The following is an 18,085-nucleotide window of genomic DNA, read 5'->3' on the forward strand; positions in this document are numbered from 1 at the left end:
TTATTCTCCCTTAGCGGAAATCGCGGCCAGTTTGGCAGCGAGGTCGGCACCGATCTGGCCGATCCGCGGTTCGTCGACAATCTGCAGGTGGTCGCCCGGAATGTGGACGATCTCCAGGTTCGGAACGTACTCGTCCCAGCCGCCGTTGGGCTTGCGGTCAGCGAATCGAGGCTCGAGTTCGATCGCGCCGTCGTGGTAGCGGTCGGCAAGGTAAAGGACCACATCGCCCTCGTACTTGCGCGGCTGCACTTGCTGCAACGCGCGGTTCTCGATCCAGGAGGTGCGCTGGTGTTCGAGCACGCCGCCGGGGATCTTCGCACCGGAAAGCTTGATCAGATCGCTGATCATCGAGAACTGCTCCGCATCGGAAGCCGCTGCCAGTTCCTCGATCTGGTCACGGTCGAGCTCGGCGGGGACGTTGTAGGTCTTCTTGGCGAAGGCCTGGTAGCGCTCGAGGCGACGCACGCGCTCCTCGGGGCTGTTGTCCTCGTCTTCGACTGTCATCGCCAGATCGATCAGGCCGACATAGCGCACATCGGCGCCTTCTTCACGCAGCAGCTGACCCACCTGCATCGCCAGCACCGCGCCCAGCGACCAGCCGTACAGCACGTACGGGCCGTCGCCCTGGAGCTTGCGCAGTTCCGGCAGGTACTGACGAGCTCGTTCCTCGATGGAACCGTCGACCCGCTCGATGCCGTACATCGGAGTGTCGGCGGGCAGACGCTTCAGCAGCGGCTCGTAGACCAGGGTGTTGCCACCGGCGGGATGGAACACGAACACCGGCGTGGCATCCGAACCATCGACGCGGGCACGCAGTGGGCGGATGAATCCGTCCACATCAGCGCCGCTGTCCTGCAGGTTGCGCACGATCTCCGAGAGCTGCTCGATGGTCTCGCAGTCCAGCACATCGTCGACGGTGATCTCGGCACCCACCCGCTCAGTGAGGCGGGCGGCCATCTTCTCGGCTAGTTCCTCTTCGAGGATCGGCAGGGTGTTGAAGACACCGCCGGGCGAAGCGCCGGTGACGACGGCCCACGTGGCGTAGGCGAGACGCTCGGCCGCGTCGCGCGGGGGAACGTTGTCCTCGTCGCCCGCAGGGGCGGAGTAGTCGACATCAGGAACGATCGGCTGCGCCGCAACGACATTCGGTGCGGCATCAGCTGTTGCCGAGCCATTGTCGTCAGCGACGGACGAGGCAGCAGCTTCCGACGACAGCTCGGCTTCGGCCTTCTTCGCCACCGCCAACGGATCCTCACCCGCGGCGATCGCGGCCCGAGCCGCCTCGACGAAGTTGGCGTCGACACCCAGCTCGACATCTTCACCGGCGGCCTTGGCGGCAGCCTGCTTCTCCGCCATCGCCGCGACCTCGTCGCGATGCTCGATCGCGTAGCGCAGCACCTTCGACACCTCGTTGAGGCTGGCGTCGCGTACCGCGGAGATCTGCAGCTGCGGGATGTCGAATTCGTATTCGACGCGGTTCTTGATGCGCATGGCCATCAGCGAATCGAGGCCGAGCTCCATCAGCGGGATCTCCATCGGGAGGTCCTCGACGGCGTAGCCCATGGATTCGGCGACGATGACGCACAGCCGCTGCTCGATGGTCTCGCCGCTGTCGGCGCTCCAGCGGTCACCGGTGGCGATGGCGATCTCAGCGGCGGTGGGCTCTGCGGCCGCGGCCGGAACCGCTACGGCGGCAACCGGTTCGGGCAGCGGAGCACCGGAGGTGACGACCGCGTCGAACAGCAGGGAGAACCCGGCGCCGGACTTGGCGTGCACCTGGACCGACGCGCCACCGAGGTGGGGAGTCAGCGTGGTGGTCAGCGTGCCGGCGGTGGGCAGCGCCGCGTGCGGATGGGACACCGAGACCGCGACATCGGAAAGAACCTGGGCGGCAGCGGCTTTCACCAGCGCGGCCAGGTCGCTCACCGACGAGGCCTGGATCTCCCAGGCGTGACGGCCGTCCGGCATCGCCACGTGCGCGCCGGGCACACGAGTGTTGCCACCGCCCGAGGACATCGAGACCTTGGGCCAGTACTCCTTGCGCACGAACGCGGTTCGCGGCACGTCGGCGTAATCACCTTCGGGCAGTAGCGAACTCAGGTTCACGGCATGGCCGTGCACGTAGAGCTGGGCGAGCGCGCCGATCACACCGGCGGACTCGTCTTCCTTGCGCTTGAGCGTGGGGATGAGCTGCGCGTCGTGCACGCCCGCCGCGAAGGTGGTGCCCAGAACCTGCATCAGCGCAACGGAATTGGGGGCCAGTTCGAGGAACGTGGTGTGCCCGGAGTCGACGGCGGCCTTCACCGCGTTGGTGAACCACACGCTGTGGCGCAGGTTCTTCACCCAGTAGGGCTCGTCGTGGATCGGGTCGGAACCGGGCTTGAAGTACAGGCCCTCGTGCACGGTGGAGTACAGGCCGGTCTTCAGCGAGGTCGGCTCGATGCCCGCCAGTTCCGCGGCGAGTTCGCCGAGCAGCGGGTCCATCTGGGAGGTGTGGCCCGCGCCGCGGGTCGGCAGAATGCGGGCGAACTTGCCCATCGCCTCGACCTCGGCGACGATCTGCTCCACCTGCTCGCGGGGCCCGCCGATGACGGTGTTGGTCGGCGCGGCGTACACCGCGCACTCCACATCGGGGTACTTCGGCAGCAGCAGCCCCACGTCGTGGGCGCTGAGTTCGACCAGTGCCATATTGCGCACTTCGTCATCGGTGAGCATCTGCTCGCCCTCGCCCATCAGGCGCGAGCGGGCGCAGATCACGCGCACCGCGTCTTCGATCGACAGACCACCGGCGATGTAGGAGCCGGCCACCTCACCCATCGAATGACCAACCACCGCAGCCGGTTCCGCGCCGTGCGCGCGCAACAACGCGGCGAGGCCCAGCTGGATGGTGAAGATGCCGACCTGGCAGGTGCCGACGTCGTAGTCCTGCTCGTCGTCGAGGAACATCTCGCGGATCGAGTAACCCGCTTCGTCCTGCACCAGCTCGTCGACCTCGTCGACGGTCTTGCGGAAGATCGCGTTCTCGCCGTAGAGCTGCTTGGCCATCTTGCGATGCTGGGAACCGAAACCGGAGAACACCCAGATCGGACCGTTGGACGCGGGCGAATCGGCGGTGAACACACCGGCGCCCGGCTTGCCCTCGGCGATGGCGCGCAGGCCCGCGACGGCTTCTTCGCGGGTCTTGGCCACCACCACACCGCGCGAACGCTGGTGGCTGCGCTTGGCCAGCGAGCGGGCGACATCGGTCAGCGGGACATCGGCGCCCGCGCCTTCCAGCCAGTCAGCCAGCTCGGCGGCGGCGCGCTTACGACGCGACGGCAGGTAGGCGGAAACGGCCAGGACCACCGGCAGCGGCTCGTCGCGCTCACCGTCCCACTCGACGAACGGCGGCACCGGCTCGACAGCGGCCTCGGTGATCGCGACGGCCTCGGCGACCACATCGGTGGTCTCCTCGCCCTCGATCTCCTCGGCGGCGACCTGCTCCGGGGTGACGTCCTCGACGACCGGGGCCGTCGGCACGTACTCCTGGAGCACCACGTGCGCGTTGGTGCCACCGAAACCGAAGCCGGAGATGCCGACGGTCGCGACGCCGCTGTAGCGCGGGTACTCGGTCGCCTCGTCGACGACCTTGAGGTTGGCCTGCTCGAACGGGATGTACGGGCTCGGACCCGCGTAGTTGATATTCGGCGGAATCACGTTGTGCTGGAACGACATCAGCACCTTCGCGAGAGCCGGCACGCCCGCGCCGGACTCGAGGTGGCCGAAGTTGGTCTTGGCCGAACCGAGCAGGGCGGGCTTGTCCGCGTCACGTCCGCGACCGATCACACGAGCCAGCGCCTCGGCTTCGATCGGGTCGCCGATCGGCGTGCCGGTGCCGTGCGCCTCGATGTAGTCGACGGTGTTGGGGACGATGCCCGCGTCGCGGTAGGCGGCGCGCAGAACATCGGCCTGCGCGTCGGGGTTGGGCGCGAACAGACCGTTGGAGCGGCCGTCGGAATTCACCGCGGAACCCTTGATGACGCCCAGGATGTTGTCGCCGTCACGCTCGGCGTCGGCCAGGCGCTTGAGCACGACCATGCCCGCGCCCTCGGAGCGAACCATGCCGTCGGCGTCGGACGAGAACGCCTTGATGTGCCCGTCCTTCGCGACGGCCCCGTTCTGGTCGAAACCGAGAGTGATGACCGGAGCCAGGATCATGTTCACGCCACCGGCGAGCGCCACCTCGGCCTCGCCGCTGCGCAGCGCGCGCACGGCCTGGTGTACGGCCACGATGGTCGACGAGCAGGCGGTGTCGACGGTGACCGACGGGCCACGGAAGTCGTAGAAGTAGGAGACGCGGTTGGCGATGATGCCGGTCGAGCCGCCGAGCAGCGCGTATCCGCGCGATGAGGCAGGCGCATCGGGATCGGTGTCGCCGAGACCGAGTGAGGCGATCATCTGGAAATCGTTGGTGGACGAGCCGACGAACACGCCGACCTGACCGCCCTTGAGATCGCTGGCCGGGATGCGCGCGTGCTCGAGAGCCTCCCAGGTGAGCTCCATCATCAACCGCTGCTGCGGGTCGACCTGCTCGACCTCGATCGGCGACATCGCGAAGAACTCGGCGTCGAAACCCTTGATGACGTCCTGGTCCAGGTAGCCGCCGAGGGTGTTGGCCTGGTCGATGGACTTGGCCACGGACGGGTCGGTCAGGAACTCCGACCAGCGACCCTCGGGCAGCTCACGGATCGCGTCACCGCGCCCGATGATGAACTCCCAGGTCGACTCGGGCGTGGTGCCCGCACCCGGCAGACGCGTGGACAGACCGACCACCGCGACGTCGTGCGCCTCGGAAGGCGCGAACGCGGCCGTGTACTCCGAGGAGTCCTCGGGCTCGGGCTCCGGCTCACCGTTGACAATGATCTCGGCCAGCGACGCGATCGTCGGATGCTGGTAGATCACCGTCGGGGCAAGCGCGACCCCGGTGTGGTCCTCGATGTCACCACCGAGGGCGAGAGCATCGCGCGAGGCGAGCCCGAACTCCTCCATCGGCCGGTCGACGGTGATCGCGTCGACCGACTGCCCGGTCGCGTCGGCGACCCAGCGGCGCAGCCATTCGCGCAGCTCGGCTACCGAGAGCTCACCGCCGGTCGCGGGGGTCTCGGGCGTGCCGTCGTTGTCACCGGAGGAGGTCATCGCACGGTCTTCATTCTGGGCGCCATCGTTGTCACCGGAAGCGGTCGTCCTGGGACGATCGCTGTTCTGGGAGCCATCGTTATGAACCATCAGTCCTCAAGCTACCTGTCTGTGTGCAGGGCGCGCCGTGGAACTCCACGCCCGGCGTGCACAGGGCACGCCGGGCGTCGTCTCCGTGTCGGGCCAATTACTCTTCCGGTGCATCGGGGAAAGCCTGCTGGGTGTAACCACCGCGCAGCGTTCCCTCGAGGTAGGCGGCCTTGCAGGCGCGCCGGGCGATCTTGCCGCTGGAGGTCCGCGGGATGGAACCCGCGGGGACCAGCAGGATGTCACGAGCGGTCACGCCATGACGCGTCGAGACCGCGGCACGCACCGCGTCGGCGATCGGGCCGGGGTCGGCCTTACCGGCTCCGGGTCCACGTTCGGCCACGACCACCAGTTGCTCGGACGCGTCATCGACGTCGAACTTCAGGCCGGAATGGCTGTCGGCGGCGAAGACCTCGGCGGGCAGCTGGTTGGCTGGCACCGCGAAGGCCGCGACGAAACCGGGACGCAGCGCCTTGGAGGCCTCCTGTGCGGAGTACTCCAGGTCCTGCGGGTAGTGGTTGCGTCCGTCGACGATCACCAGGTCCTTGACGCGACCGGTGATGTAGAGCTCGCCCTCGAAGTACACGCCGAAGTCGCCGGTGCGCATCCAGTCGGCATCGGGAGCGGTGCCGTCGGTGTGCCCGCCTTCGATGGGCTCGGTGACCTTGTTGCGGAACGACTTGGTGGACTCGGCGGGGCGACCCCAGTAACCGATGCCCATGTTGTTGCCGTGCAGCCAGATCTCGCCGACCTGACCGTCGGGCAGCTCGCGGCCCTGCGCGGTGTCCGCCGATTCGGGATCGATGATCGCGGCCCACTGCGACAGCCCGACGTAACCACACGACACCTGCGCGATGGCAGTCTCGGCGGACTGGTCGACGCGCACCATGCGGCCCGCGTTGAGCTCGTTGCGATCGACGTAGACGTACTTGGCCTCGTCCTCGGCGCGGGTGGCCGAGACGAACAGCGTGGCCTCCGCCATGCCGTAGCAGGGCTTGATCGCGGTCTTGGGCAGACCGTACGGCGCGAACGCCTCGTTGAACTTCTTCATCGAGGAGACCGTCACCGGCTCTGACCCGTTGATCAAGCCGATCACGTTCGACAGGTCCAGCGACTCGCCCGCCTTGGGCACACCACGCGCGGCGGCGTGCTCGAACGCGAAGTTCGGCGCGGCCGCGAACGTGCCGGCACCGTCGGAGACCGCGGCCAGCTCGTTGATCCAGCGCGACGGGCGACGCACGAACGCACTCGGCGACATGATGGTGATGAACTTGCCGCCGACCGCCGGCAGGATCACCGTGAGCAGGCCCATGTCGTGGAACAGCGGGAGCCAGGTGACACCGCGCGAGTTCTCGTTCATGTTCAGCGAGTTGATCATCTGCAGCAGGTTGGTGCCGACCGCGCGGTGGGTGATCTCCACACCGGCGGGCACCCGGGTGGAACCCGAGGTGTACTGCAGGTAGGCGATGTCGTCGATCGCGGTGTCGGGGCGCACCCAGGAGTCACCGAGGGTGTCCGGGATGGCGTCGACGGCGATGATGCGCGGGCGCTGGGCGGCGGGCAGCGAGCGGAAGAACTGGCGCACACCGGCGGCCGAGGAGGTCGCGGTGAGGATCGCCGAGGGCTCACAGTCACCGAGAACGGCGTGCAGGCGGTCGGTGTGACCCGGCTCGTCGGGATCGAACAGCGGCACCGAGATGGTGCCCGCGTAGATCGCCGCGAAGAAGGAGATCACGTAATCCAGGCCCTGCGGCGCGAGGATGGCGACCCGGTCGCCCGGGTTGGTCACCTGTTGGAGGCGAGCGGCCACCGCGCGCAGCCGTACTCCGAACTCCTGCCAGGTCAGCTCGTGCACCTCGCCGTCGCGTTCCCGCGAATAGTCGATGTAGCGGTACGCGAGCGTATTCGCATCGTTACGGGTGTGCTTCTCGACGTGATCGACCAGGGTCCGACCCTCGGGAATGATGATATTCCCGGTTTCGTCCAGGTAGTCGTCGAAAGTCTCTTCCATTCCTTCTTCTCCTTGCGAGGACGCGATGACAAGCTCTGCGGCCTCGACTCGCTATATCGCCACCGGCCGTCGAGCTCACACGAACGTGCGTCGACAACCTGCGGATTTTCGAGCGGTCTGCGCGGTGACCGCTATCGGCTAGATGTTCTCAAACCAGAGTCATGTTACAGAGAGCCCCCGCTCAGTCCTCCCGCAGCAGCGGAATGACAGGCGCGAATGCGTCCATCTGGGTGGGGAAGATGCCCACATACGACATCGAAGTGAGTTGCCGCACACGCTTGACCTGTTCGGCGATTTCCTCGAACGTGCCGATCGCGATGTAGGGCGAGCTCAGAATCTCCTCGACGGTCAGTTCGACGTCGACTTCGAGGTCGGGATGCAGGCCGCGTTCGATCGCGCGCAGCGCCATCTCGGCGGTCTTCTCCCGGTCATCGGTGATGACGATGGCGGTGATGGCCCAGTTCAGTTCGATATCGGCGAACCGGTCACCGGCAGCGGCCTTGACGATGTTGACCTTCTCGATCGTCTTCTCGAGCGTAATGCCCGAGAGCAGGCCCTTGCCGTTCTTGGTGGTCTGCGGGACGACCGAGACGATATCGGCGTGCTTGGCCGCCAGCGCCAGCATCTTCGGACCGCCGCCACCGGTACACAGCGGCGGGCGCGGGCCCTGCCGAGGGCGCGGCGTGCCCTTGATGCCGCGCACCTGGTAGTGCTTGCCCTCGAAATTGCACTCCTGGCCACGCAGCAGCGTGTCCAGGATGGTCAGCGACTCGTCGAGCTTCTCCAGCCGGATGCCGGGACGCTCGAACGCGATACCCGCGTTGTCGAACTCTTCCTTGATCCAGCCCGCGCCGACGCCGACCTCGAGGCGCCCCTTGGACAGGACGTCGAGGGTGGCCAGCTCCTTGGCGACCACGACCGGATGACGTAAACCATTGGCCAGCACCGAGGTGCCGAGGCGGATCTTGGACGTGGCCTGCGTGAGTGCGCCCAGCGCGGCGATCGGGCCGATCTGATCGCCCAGGTGATCAGGAACGAAGAAGGTGTCGTAACCCATCTCTTCGGCTTCCTGCGCCGTCTGAACGAACTTGCGCGCGCCACCTTCCTGCTTGTTGCCCTCTCCGGCCGCTCCGAAGCGGAACGGACGCAGCGGCGTACCCAGCGCGGTCAACTCACCGACGGGTGCGGCAGCTTCGGTCATGAACTCTTCGCTCCTGGCTGGTGTGTACTCGGGCGCAATTCCCAGCGCACTTTACAGCGTGTGAGCGATCCGGCGTGCGGATGTCACAGCGAGGCATGATCCATGGCAATCACGCCCCCACTGTGACTGTGACAACTCCGTCAGGAATGGGGCGGATGCGGCGCGTTCTCGATGAGCCCCGCAGCCCAATTCACCGTCCATTGAGTGGCCGTTGTGCCGTTGCCGTCCACCGTGTTCGATGCGTACAGCGCGTGCACCGGGTTGCCCGCCGAGCGGATCAGCGCCGCGAGACTGCCCAGCGCGTTGGCCGGATTGAGCGCTTGGCGCGGCGCGTCGCAGATCATGTCGCCGGGCGCGCAGATGGAGTTCACCTTCGCCGCCAGCGTGCCGAAACCGCCGGGCCGGGGGCCGGTCATGCTGATGCCCGGCACGTTGACGCCCTTGAGTGCCACCTCGGCGCCCTCGCCGGTGGGCGGCGGATCACCGATCTCGGTGGGCTGGCCCGGGCCGGTCGCGGTGCGGCGGCCGTCGGCGATCACCGTCACGCCGAGCACGTTGGCCTCCGGGATCGGGCCGTTGCCCGCACCGATCTGGGCGGCCACGTCACCGGCGATCACCGCGCCCTGGGAGAAGCCCGCGATGACGAAGTTCGTCAACGGGCATTCCTTGTGGCGCTGAGCCAGCACGTCGGTAGCGCGCGCGGTGCCTTCGGTGCGGCTGTTGTTGTAGGAAGCCTGACCGTCGGGCGGGAACGCGATCGGGTTCGAGAACTGCGCCACGTACGGAACCGTGTACACCTCGAGCCGGTTGTCCGGGAACTGCGCGCGCAGTGGCCCGGACACGCTGAGCATCAACGAGATCGGGTTCGCCTGCGGGTTGTACGGATCGTCACCGCTCGACGACTCCCAGGTGCCCGGGATCGAGAGCAGCATCACATCGGGGCAGTCGGCCGACTGCGACGTCGGCGGCGGCGGGCCGGGCGGCGTCGGCCCCGGCTCCTTCAACCGGCCCGCGAGCAGGTACCAGAGCAGCACGATGACGATGATCGCCAGCACGAGCAGCGCCAGCACGGTGAAGCACCCCGCAGGCCAGAACCTGCGGGAGCGTCGCGTCGGTCGGGGCGTCACTAGCAGTAGGTGGAGTTCGCGGCAGCGATGTAGATCTGTGCTGCCTTGTTGACGTCCATCTTCGACGCGTCGAAGGACGGGTCGGTGCCCGCCATCGCGGCGACGAAGGTGGCCACATCGGCGTCACTGGCACCGGTGCCCTTGGTGGAGCAGATGTAGGTCGCCGTGGTGAGCGCGGTCGTCTGGTCGCCCGGGGTGATCCCGTTCTTGGCCAGCTCGTCCAGGAACGCCTTGTCCTTGCCGGTCGCGGGCGCGGCGGCGCTGGTCTGCGGGAGGGGTGTCGGCTCCTCGGCGGACGCACTGGTCTCCGGCGCGGTGCTCGACGGGGCCTCGGCCGGCGGTTCGATGACCACGGGCGGCGTCGTCGTCGACTTCGCGGCCGCGCTGGTGGACAGGGTGGGCGTCTGCGACGCGGTCGAGTCGTTGCCGCCACAGGCGGACAACAGGGCGACGGCAGCCAGGGCCGCGACCGATCCGGCTACCGTGCCAGGGATCCGATGCATGAAGATGTCTTTCCTCGATCGTTCGTCAGGGAAGCGGTCGCAGACCAGGCTAGCCGGAGGATCGGCACTGCCGGGCACTGCGCGGCGAAGCTCAGAGAGTTCTCAGCCCGAGCTCACACCCCGTGGACTTCGGATTTGCCGTCTCGCACCACGATGAACCCGGTCTGAAAGTTCTGCTGGATTCCGCCGGGAACCACGAACTCGTCGCTCACCGGATACCCGAGCCTGCCGTTCTCGAACCCCTGCGCGCCCCAGGCGTCGGCGAGCGCGCCGTTGCGCACCGACCAGGCGCCTGAGAGCGGGCTCCAATAGATGTTGCCGCCCTCGAACCGGCTGAAGCGGCCGAGATCCTTCAGCGGCGCCTCCTCGGCGACCGGGAAGCCGAGCGGGCTGTTCTCGAAGCCGAGCTGGCTGTACTTGTCCAGGACGAAGCCCTGCACCCGGTGTGCGCCGGTGGCCGGGCTGTAGAACATCGGACCGTGCTCGAAGGCCTGTACCGAGCCGTCACGGCTGGGTGTGCGCGCCTCGGCGGCCACCGGGTAGCCGGCGGGACCACCCTCGAAACCCTGTTTGCCCCACTCCTCGAGGAACGCGCCACGCATCACCTGCGCGCCGGTCTGCGGGGTCCAGTAGATCGAGCCGCCTTCGAACGTCTGCATGCGCCCACGCCCGTCGGGCAGTCCGTGCTCGCCGCCGGTGGGCATGCCGAGCGGCGAGGACGGTCCGCCGACACCGGCGTAGGTACCGCCGATGCGCCCGGCCACCGCGTGCGTGCCCGCCGCCGCGGAATGGAACACCCTGCCGTTCGGGAAGTCCTGCACCATTCCGGTGCCCGCCGGGTATTCGGCGGTGAGGCAGTTGCCCAGCCAGTTGGCCGCCTGCGCGACCCCGGCGATCGCCCCACCCAGCGTGCAGGTGGCGCCGCCGGGATCGGTCCCGAGCGCCGCGGCGGCCTGCGACCACGACTGACGCATCTCGAAATCCCAGTACGGCCAGGTATGTGTGCCCGCGGGCCGGTAGTTCGCCTGCACCGGGATCGCCAGCTTCTCCAGCTTGGCGACGAAATTCTGGGTCGACAGGCGCGAGAGGATCTCCAGGCCGGTGCCCGCCCAGTTCTCGCTCATCAACGGCACTTCGCCGAGCTGATCGTGCGAGCCGGCCAGGCCGCTGCCGCTGGAGACGTACATGCTCACACCTTTGAGCTTGTCGGCCAGCAGGTACGGGTCGTGCGCCTCCCATTCGGGGCTGCCGGGTGGGCCCCACATCGCACCCGCGTCGAAACCGCCCGCGTCCTTGTTGGCGAAGGTGATCGCCTGCGGCATCCCGAGTGTCGTCGTGGTGAGCAGGCCCGAGTACGAGGCCACGTATTTCATCAGCCCCGGATTGCGGCCGGCGAGGTTCATCGCCGCCGTGCCGCCCATCGAAAGTCCTTGTACGCCACGCACATCCGTGGTTCGCCAATCGCGTTCCAGGATCGGCGGGAGTTCCTTGGTCAGGAAGGTCTCCCACTTGTAGGTGAAGCCGTTGTCGGGCGCGAGCCAGTCGGAGTACCAGCTCGACTGACCACCCACCGGCAGCACCACGTTGACGTTCTTGTCGGCGTAGAAACCCTCCGCGTCGGCGTCTTTGGTCCAGCCGTTCTCGTCGTCCTGGGCGCGCAGACCGTCGAGCATGAGCATCATCGGGAACTTCGCGTCGGGGCGCACATTCCAGTCCCGCGCCAACAGCATCTGCACCTGGATCGGGGTCTTCATGGCGGCCGAGTACACCCACAGCGCCACCCGCCGATCCGAGAGCCAGTCCACCCGCTGCACCGCAGACACCGCGGGTTGCGCCTGCGCCGGAACGGTGACCGTCGGCGCGAGCAGTGCCGCCGCCATGGCCGCGATGCCGAGGATCCGCCGCATCGGCGCTGAAACACTATGAACCGAGACACGATGTTTCATCACACGCGACCCTCCTCATCCCGGAATTGGGACACAGCATCACCGTCGGTTGTACCGCAGTAATGAGCGATAACTGGGGAGGACACGCGAGCCGTGTGCACAGCAAAAAGACCGGCCCACCCTGGGGGTGAGCCGGTCTTCGAGTTGTTGCTGAGCGGAAACTACTAGGCGCCCAGTGCATTCAGGATGTGCGGACGCGCCTTCCACAGCTCGTCTTCCCAGTACTTCCACGAGTGGGTACCGGCGGCACCGACGTCGTAGACGGCGTTGATGCCGAGGGTGTTGAGGCGACGCTGGAACGCGAGCGTGCTCACGAACGAGATGGCCTCGATGCCCATCGCGTTGGCGGTGTTGTAGGCACCGCCGAGGCCGGCGGGCTTGTCGTGCTGGGCGGGCAGGCCGTTGGCCGAGGAGATGAACATCGGCAGGCCGCGCAGCTCGGGCGCGAACACCATCGGGTCCATCCGCAGCCACGCCGAGCTCCACGGCGCGGCCATGGCGTCGACGTTGAAACGGCCCGCGTCGAGCATCATCACGCGGATGGCCTCACGCATGCCGGGAGCGCCCCAGTTCAGCGGGCCCGAGAGCGAGGACGCGTGCTTGAACTGATCGCGGTTCAGCGCGGCGAGGCGCAGCGCGGCCGGACCCGACATCGACAGGCCGAGCACCGCGTTGTTCGAGCGGGACACGCCGTAGCCTTCGAGGAAGGCCGGGAGCTCTTCGGTCAGGAAGGTCTCCCACTTGTAGGTGGTCTTCTGGCCGTTGGTGTTGCTGGCGGCGGTCCAGTCGGCGTACCAGCTGGACTGGCCACCGACCGGCATCACCAGGGTGACGTTGTCGTTGCTGAACTGCTGCATCGCGTTGGTCTCGAACGACCAGGCGTTGCGGTCGTCCCGGGCGCGAAGGCCGTCGAGCAGGTAGAGCGCGGCGTTGCCGCCGTTGCGCGCCCACTGCACCTGGACCTTCACCGGGCCCATCTTCGAGGGCACCATGAGTTCTTCGTAGCCACCGGCCGGTGCGCGCAACACGGGTGCCGACACCGACGGTGCGGCAAGCGCGGTCGGGGCCGCTCCCGCGGCGATCGGCAGCACAAGGGCTGCAGCGCCGACAGCTAGAATTCGATTACGCCAACCACGAGATGCCGGCGCGACGGCCTTGCCGAAACGCATGTGAATTCCGCTCTCTTTCTGCTGTTATGGCATGCCAGTCTCGTCTGCCGTCCTCGACGCGGCCCCGACAGCCCGGTCGATCAGACGGATGAAACAACGATCTGGTCACACTTACGCTCGCTGGAGGATATTCGACCCGCCAATTAACCGCAAGGCCAACAGAACTCAGCTGTGAAATGCCCGTATGGGCGGCGTGTCGGGCAGGGTTGGTCAACCCAGGTAGACCTGGGCGGCGAGGGGCCGACGGGAGAAATTAAACGCCCGGCGCAGTTATGCGCCGGGCGTTTGTGAAGATCAGATCGGCTAGCCGATGTTGTTCGACAAATCCGGGATCATCCGCAGTGCTTCGTCATTCCAGTTGTTCCAGGCGTGGATGCCGAAGGCCGGGAAAGAGTAGGTGACGTTACGGGCGCCCAGAGTCGCCATCCTGACTTCGAAAGCCTTGGTGTTGGCCAGCGCCAAGGCTTCCAGCGCCATCCCGTTGACGGTGCCCATGTTCGGGCCGTCGGTACTGGTCGGCAAGCCTGAGCCCGCCGCTATCCACAGCCGGGTGTTGTTGCCTACCAGGTTGGGGGCGAACACGAACGGGTCCATCCGCAGCCACTGTGGGCCCCACGGCGGTGCCATGGAGTCCACGTTGTAGCCGCCCGCGTCGAGCATCGCGAGCCGGATGGCCTCGCGCATGCCGGGCGCCGAGATGTTCAGGTACCCCGAATACGCACCGGCGAAGGAGAACTGGTCCGGGTGGTAGGCGGCCAGCGTCAGCGCGGCCGAGCCGCCCATCGACAGGCCGAACACGCCGTTGCGGAAGCGGTTGAAGCCGAGGCGGTCGGCGAGAGCGTTGCGCAGTTCGCCGGTGAGGAACGATTCCCACTGGTAGCGGTAGCTCTTGCCCGGTCCACCGGACAGCGCGTTGCCCGCGCCGGAACCCGACGACGGCGCGCCGTTGCCCGCGATACCGAAGAAATCGCTCGGCGCGTTCCAGTCGGCGTAGAAGCTCGACATGCCGCCGACGGGCATCACCACATTGATATTCGCGGCGGCGAGCGCGTTGGGGATATCGGTTTCGATCTCCCAGCCGTTGAGAGTCTCCGGTGCGCGCATGCCGTCGAGAACGTAGACGACCCGGTTGGTATTGCCGTCGGCGGCGCGCAGCACGCGCGACTTGATCGGACCCATCCCGGAATCGACCCAGAAATCGAAGGCATTGCCGTTGAAGCCGGCCGAGGCGGGAGCGATCCCTCCGGTGACGGCCGTCGCGATCGGAACGAGCAGAGCCATGGATACGCCCGCGGCCCAGCGCCGAGCCCACGAACCGGGGGCGGCGGTCTTCACGGGCCTACGCTTGCGGCGCAGTGTTCGCATTCGACTAGACCTTTCTCGCAGACCGAACGCGCAAATCCCGAGCTACGCAGTCGGATCCCTCATCGGACGTCGAGAGAAACCAATCCAGGGCAAAACGGACGATTCAACCTCGACGCATGCTCACTGTGTATAAATCGGTGACGAATGGTCTACATGTTGCTGGAAAGTGACCCAGAGCACAACTCCCGGTGATCTGTCGCACATGATTCGTCACCGCCTGTGGCTCGGATCGTGACGAAAACGAAGAAAACCGCCCGGCGCTGACGAGGCACCGGGCGGTTTTCGGGTCGAGCTGGAGTGACTAGCCGATGTTCGCGGACAGGTCCGGGATCATGCGGTTGACTTCGGTCTCCCAGTTGCGCCAGTTGTGCACGCCGGTGATCGGGAAGTCGAAGTGGGCGTTGCCGCCACCGAGGGTGGCCATCCGGACCTGGAACGCGCGGCTGTTCACCATCGCGAGCAGCTCCAGCGGGACGCCCTGGACGATCTCCATCGGGTTGGACACGTCACCGGCGCCGGGGATGCCGCTGGCCGCGGAGACCCAGATGCGGGTGCCGTTGCCGACCAGGCGCGGGGCGAAGACGAACGGGTCCATGTGGAACCACTGCTGGCCCCACGGCGGCGCCATCGCGTCGATGTTGAACGCGCCCGCCGAGACCATCGCCACGCGCATGGCTTCACGCATACCGGGCGCCGAGATGTTCAGGTACCCGGAGAACGAGCCCGCGAAGCTGAACTGGTCGGGGTGGTAGGCGGCCAGCGTCAGCGCGGCGGAGCCACCCATCGACAGACCGAACACGCCGTTGTTGTTGGGGTTGAAGCCCAAACGCGCCGACAGCGCGTTGCGCAGGTGGCTCGTGAGGAAGGTTTCCCACTTGTAGGTGTTCTTCTTGCCTGCCACCTGGGTGGGCGCGACCGACGAACCGGTCATCGCCGAACCGGTGGCCGCCGAACCGGTGGAGCTACCACCCGAACCGGCGTCGAGGCCGAAGAAGCTGCTCGGCGCGTTCCAGTCGGCGTAGAAGCTGGACTGGCCGCCGACCGGCATCACGACGTTGATGTTGGCGTCCATCAGCGCGCGGGCGACATTGGTGTCTTTCTCCCAGCCGCTGAGGTCGTCGCCTGCGCGCATACCGTCGAGCGCGTACACGACCCGATTGGTGTTGCCATCGGCCGCGCGGAAGATCCGCGACTTGATCGGGCCCATCTCCGAGTCGACCCAGAAGTCGAAACCTGTGGGATCGAAGGCCGCCGTCGCGGTGCCGGTGGGACCGGCCACAGCCGCACCGATCGGCAGCACTACAGCCAGGGAGAGAAGCACCGATCGTTTGAGCCAGCCGGCTCCCCGGGCTCTGAGACGTCCGCCACGCATTCTGTTATGGGCCTTTCCTCATGCGGTTCGCGCGGAACCGCGGTTGCAATGACCGCCGACTAGTTACCGGCACACCAGTGCGCCGACGGGCCGTTCCTCCAGTGACCATATCGCTACATACATAGCTTGGCGTTACCGAAAAGTGATTTAGCGGCGAACACCACTAATTAAGGCCTGGCCAGCCGGTGTGTGTCATAGGTCGACGGGTGTCGATACCGACCGGCCGGGCCGATTCAGCGTGGGGGCTCCGGAAAAGGATCAACCAGCCCACAACGCTGGATTTCGTACTTGGGGACCCGGTCGATCCGGTACTTCGAGAAGGCGAGGGCATTGCGGAAGTTGTGCTTGAACCGGTCCAAGGTGAGCGGTTCGCGCACAGAGATCATCAGCGCCTGGGTCTGCGGGCACGACATCGCCGTGCGCGCCTGGGTGACCCATTTCTCGTCCATGTACCAGGGCATCCACGGATGGATGTCGACCATGCCCGAGTCCGCCACGACCCAGTCCGGCAGCAGGCTCTTGTCGTGGCCGATGCGGCCGTCGGCAAGCCGGTCCGAGTGCGCGGCCAGCGGGTAGGCCAGGCCCATCGGGTCGATCACGCGGACGTCCAGCGGCACGTTCATGCTCGTCATGCCCAGGTTCAGGAAGTAGACCGTGTGCCCGGAACCCTCCTCGGGGATCGGCTCCGGCGGCGGGTCGAGGTACCAGAACGTGAACGCGGGCGAGTTCAGCAGCAGGCCACCCTTGGGGTTGGCGGCGATGTCGTTGACCATGGCCCGCATGCGCGGGTAGTCGAGGTAGTCCTCGGCCAGGATCGGGTGGTCGTGGCCGGTGTTGAGGACGTAGTAGATGCGCTCGTCGACGATGCCCGACGAGCGGATCTTGGTGCCGGTCGTGATCGCCGTCGTGTTCGACGCGTACAGCGACCAGCCCGCGGTGCCCAGCAGCGCGATCAACAGCAGTGCGACAGACCAGTCGCTGCGCCGCGATCGCACCGGAATCGGGACCACGGCCACCGGCAACAGCAGCAGGAACAGCTGGGTGAGCAGCATCCGGCCGTGCATGAAGTCTCCGCCGACGCGCACCGCGTACACGGTGAGCAGCAGACCGCTACCGAGCACCATCACCACGACCGCGCTCGGCGAACGCAACCACGCACGCAGGCCCGCCACCGAGAACCGCGGCAGCGCGAAGCCACGCGCGACCCCGGCCACCACGCCGGCGATCAGCAGCACGAGCAGCGGAATCCACAGGTAGTACGGTCCGACCAGGTCCCACAGGTAGATGGCGCCCTGCCCCCACTTGGCCCCGCCCGCGTCCTTGGCGACCGCGGTGTTCGGGTAGGGCAGGCCGTAGTAACCCATCCGCCAGATCTGGTACCCCACCGGCACGATCCCGGCGACGAACACGATCAGCGCCCGCAGCGCGATCGGCCCGAACCGGAACGCGGGCATCGGCGCCAGGAAGATCATCCCGAGCGCGAGCACGCCGATCAGCGTGGCCTCGGGACGAACCAGCGGCGCGAGCCCGGCCAGGAACACCAGGCCCAGCAGGCTCGGCACGCGGACGACGGCGGCCTGACTCCAGCGGATCATCAACCACCACAGCAGCCCGACCCAGCAGATCACCAGGCCGCTCTCCAGCCCGGAAGTCGCGTAGTCACGCGCGGGCGGCAGCGCGATGTACACCAGCACGCCGGCCGGAATCAGCAGCTGACCGCTGGTTCCGCCCCACAGCCGCGCGGTGCCGAGCATCGCGAACACCACCGCGAGCACCGAGACCACCAGCGCCACCCCGAGCACCACGTACTCGAGGCGGGCCTGGGTGAGCCAGGAGAAGAACCAGACCAGGTAGGTCCACGCGGTGCTGGTGTTCGCCTCGACCCGCTCGTCGGCATTGAAGACCGGGCCGTTGCCCGCGAGCAGGTTGCGGACCGTGCGCAGCACGATCAGGCCGTCATCGGCGATCCAGCGCCGCTGCCACGCACCCACCGTGAACAGCGCGGCGGTGGCGACCACCCCACCGACGAAGATGGCGCGGGACAGAACCGGAAAGCGCGCGTCAGGACGCGGCGACTCGTCGTCGCGTAGCTGCTCGTCTTCGGTTGAATCCTGCTCCGCTACCAACAT

General features: G+C 67.1%; 10 protein-coding genes. All 10 read right to left on the minus strand.

All coding sequences use genetic code 11. The annotated features are described in order from the left end of the window. On the minus strand, positions 1 to 5,175 hold the full coding sequence (gene pks13 / locus ACFULV_RS26675) for a polyketide synthase Pks13 (RefSeq protein ID WP_378661236.1): 5,175 nt from the start codon (positions 5,173 to 5,175) through the stop codon (positions 1 to 3). 187 nt (positions 5,176 to 5,362) lie between these two features. Next, on the minus strand, positions 5,363 to 7,273 hold the full coding sequence (fadD32, locus tag ACFULV_RS26680; RefSeq protein ID WP_378661239.1) for a long-chain-fatty-acid--AMP ligase FadD32: 1,911 nt from the start codon (positions 7,271 to 7,273) through the stop codon (positions 5,363 to 5,365). Between the two features lie 181 nt (positions 7,274 to 7,454). Beyond that, positions 7,455 to 8,474, minus strand: coding sequence for an LLM class F420-dependent oxidoreductase (locus tag ACFULV_RS26685; RefSeq protein ID WP_378638012.1), 1,020 nt, complete (start codon positions 8,472 to 8,474; stop codon positions 7,455 to 7,457). 140 nt (positions 8,475 to 8,614) lie between these two features. Next, a complete protein-coding gene (locus ACFULV_RS26690) occupies positions 8,615 to 9,607 on the minus strand; it encodes a cutinase family protein (protein WP_378661356.1) in 993 nt (330 codons plus the stop codon). After that, on the minus strand, positions 9,601 to 10,104 hold the full coding sequence (locus tag ACFULV_RS26695) for a DUF732 domain-containing protein (protein WP_378638010.1): 504 nt from the start codon (positions 10,102 to 10,104) through the stop codon (positions 9,601 to 9,603). The genes ACFULV_RS26690 and ACFULV_RS26695 overlap by 7 nt, the downstream gene beginning before the upstream one ends. A gap of 113 nt (positions 10,105 to 10,217) precedes the next feature. Further along, positions 10,218 to 12,011 carry an alpha/beta hydrolase-fold protein gene (locus tag ACFULV_RS26700; RefSeq protein WP_378638007.1) on the minus strand — a complete coding sequence of 598 codons (1,794 nt, stop codon included), beginning with the start codon at positions 12,009 to 12,011 and terminating at the stop codon, positions 10,218 to 10,220. Positions 12,012 to 12,214: 203 nt separating this feature from the next. Next, a complete protein-coding gene (locus tag ACFULV_RS26705; RefSeq protein WP_378638005.1) occupies positions 12,215 to 13,219 on the minus strand; it encodes an alpha/beta hydrolase in 1,005 nt (334 codons plus the stop codon). Positions 13,220 to 13,522: 303 nt separating this feature from the next. Next, positions 13,523 to 14,584 carry an alpha/beta hydrolase gene (locus tag ACFULV_RS26710; protein WP_378661242.1) on the minus strand — a complete coding sequence of 354 codons (1,062 nt, stop codon included), beginning with the start codon at positions 14,582 to 14,584 and terminating at the stop codon, positions 13,523 to 13,525. Between the two features lie 301 nt (positions 14,585 to 14,885). Beyond that, positions 14,886 to 15,956, minus strand: coding sequence for an alpha/beta hydrolase (locus ACFULV_RS26715; protein WP_378637999.1), 1,071 nt, complete (start codon positions 15,954 to 15,956; stop codon positions 14,886 to 14,888). Between the two features lie 233 nt (positions 15,957 to 16,189). Next, on the minus strand, positions 16,190 to 18,085 hold the full coding sequence (zomB, locus tag ACFULV_RS26720; RefSeq protein WP_378661359.1) for a flagellar motor control protein ZomB: 1,896 nt from the start codon (positions 18,083 to 18,085) through the stop codon (positions 16,190 to 16,192).

The organism is Nocardia sp. NPDC057272, from assembly GCF_042668615.1.
GTDB lineage: Bacteria > Actinomycetota > Actinomycetes > Mycobacteriales > Mycobacteriaceae > Nocardia.

Excerpts from the sequence above, each read along its gene's own strand:
- fadD32 (WP_378661239.1), bottom strand. The coding sequence starts at position 7,273 with ATGGAAGAGACTTTCGACGACTACCTGGACGAAACCGGGAATATCATC.
- pks13 (WP_378661236.1), bottom strand. The coding sequence starts at position 5,175 with ATGACCTCCTCCGGTGACAACGACGGCACGCCCGAGACCCCCGCGACC.
- ACFULV_RS26700 (WP_378638007.1), bottom strand. The coding sequence starts at position 12,011 with ATGCGGCGGATCCTCGGCATCGCGGCCATGGCGGCGGCACTGCTCGCG.
- zomB (WP_378661359.1), bottom strand. The coding sequence starts at position 18,085 with ATGTTGGTAGCGGAGCAGGATTCAACCGAAGACGAGCAGCTACGCGAC.
- ACFULV_RS26685 (WP_378638012.1), bottom strand. The coding sequence starts at position 8,474 with ATGACCGAAGCTGCCGCACCCGTCGGTGAGTTGACCGCGCTGGGTACG.
- ACFULV_RS26695 (WP_378638010.1), bottom strand. The coding sequence starts at position 10,104 with ATGCATCGGATCCCTGGCACGGTAGCCGGATCGGTCGCGGCCCTGGCT.
- ACFULV_RS26715 (WP_378637999.1), bottom strand. The coding sequence starts at position 15,956 with ATGCGTGGCGGACGTCTCAGAGCCCGGGGAGCCGGCTGGCTCAAACGA.
- ACFULV_RS26710 (WP_378661242.1), bottom strand. The coding sequence starts at position 14,584 with ATGCGAACACTGCGCCGCAAGCGTAGGCCCGTGAAGACCGCCGCCCCC.
- ACFULV_RS26705 (WP_378638005.1), bottom strand. The coding sequence starts at position 13,219 with ATGCGTTTCGGCAAGGCCGTCGCGCCGGCATCTCGTGGTTGGCGTAAT.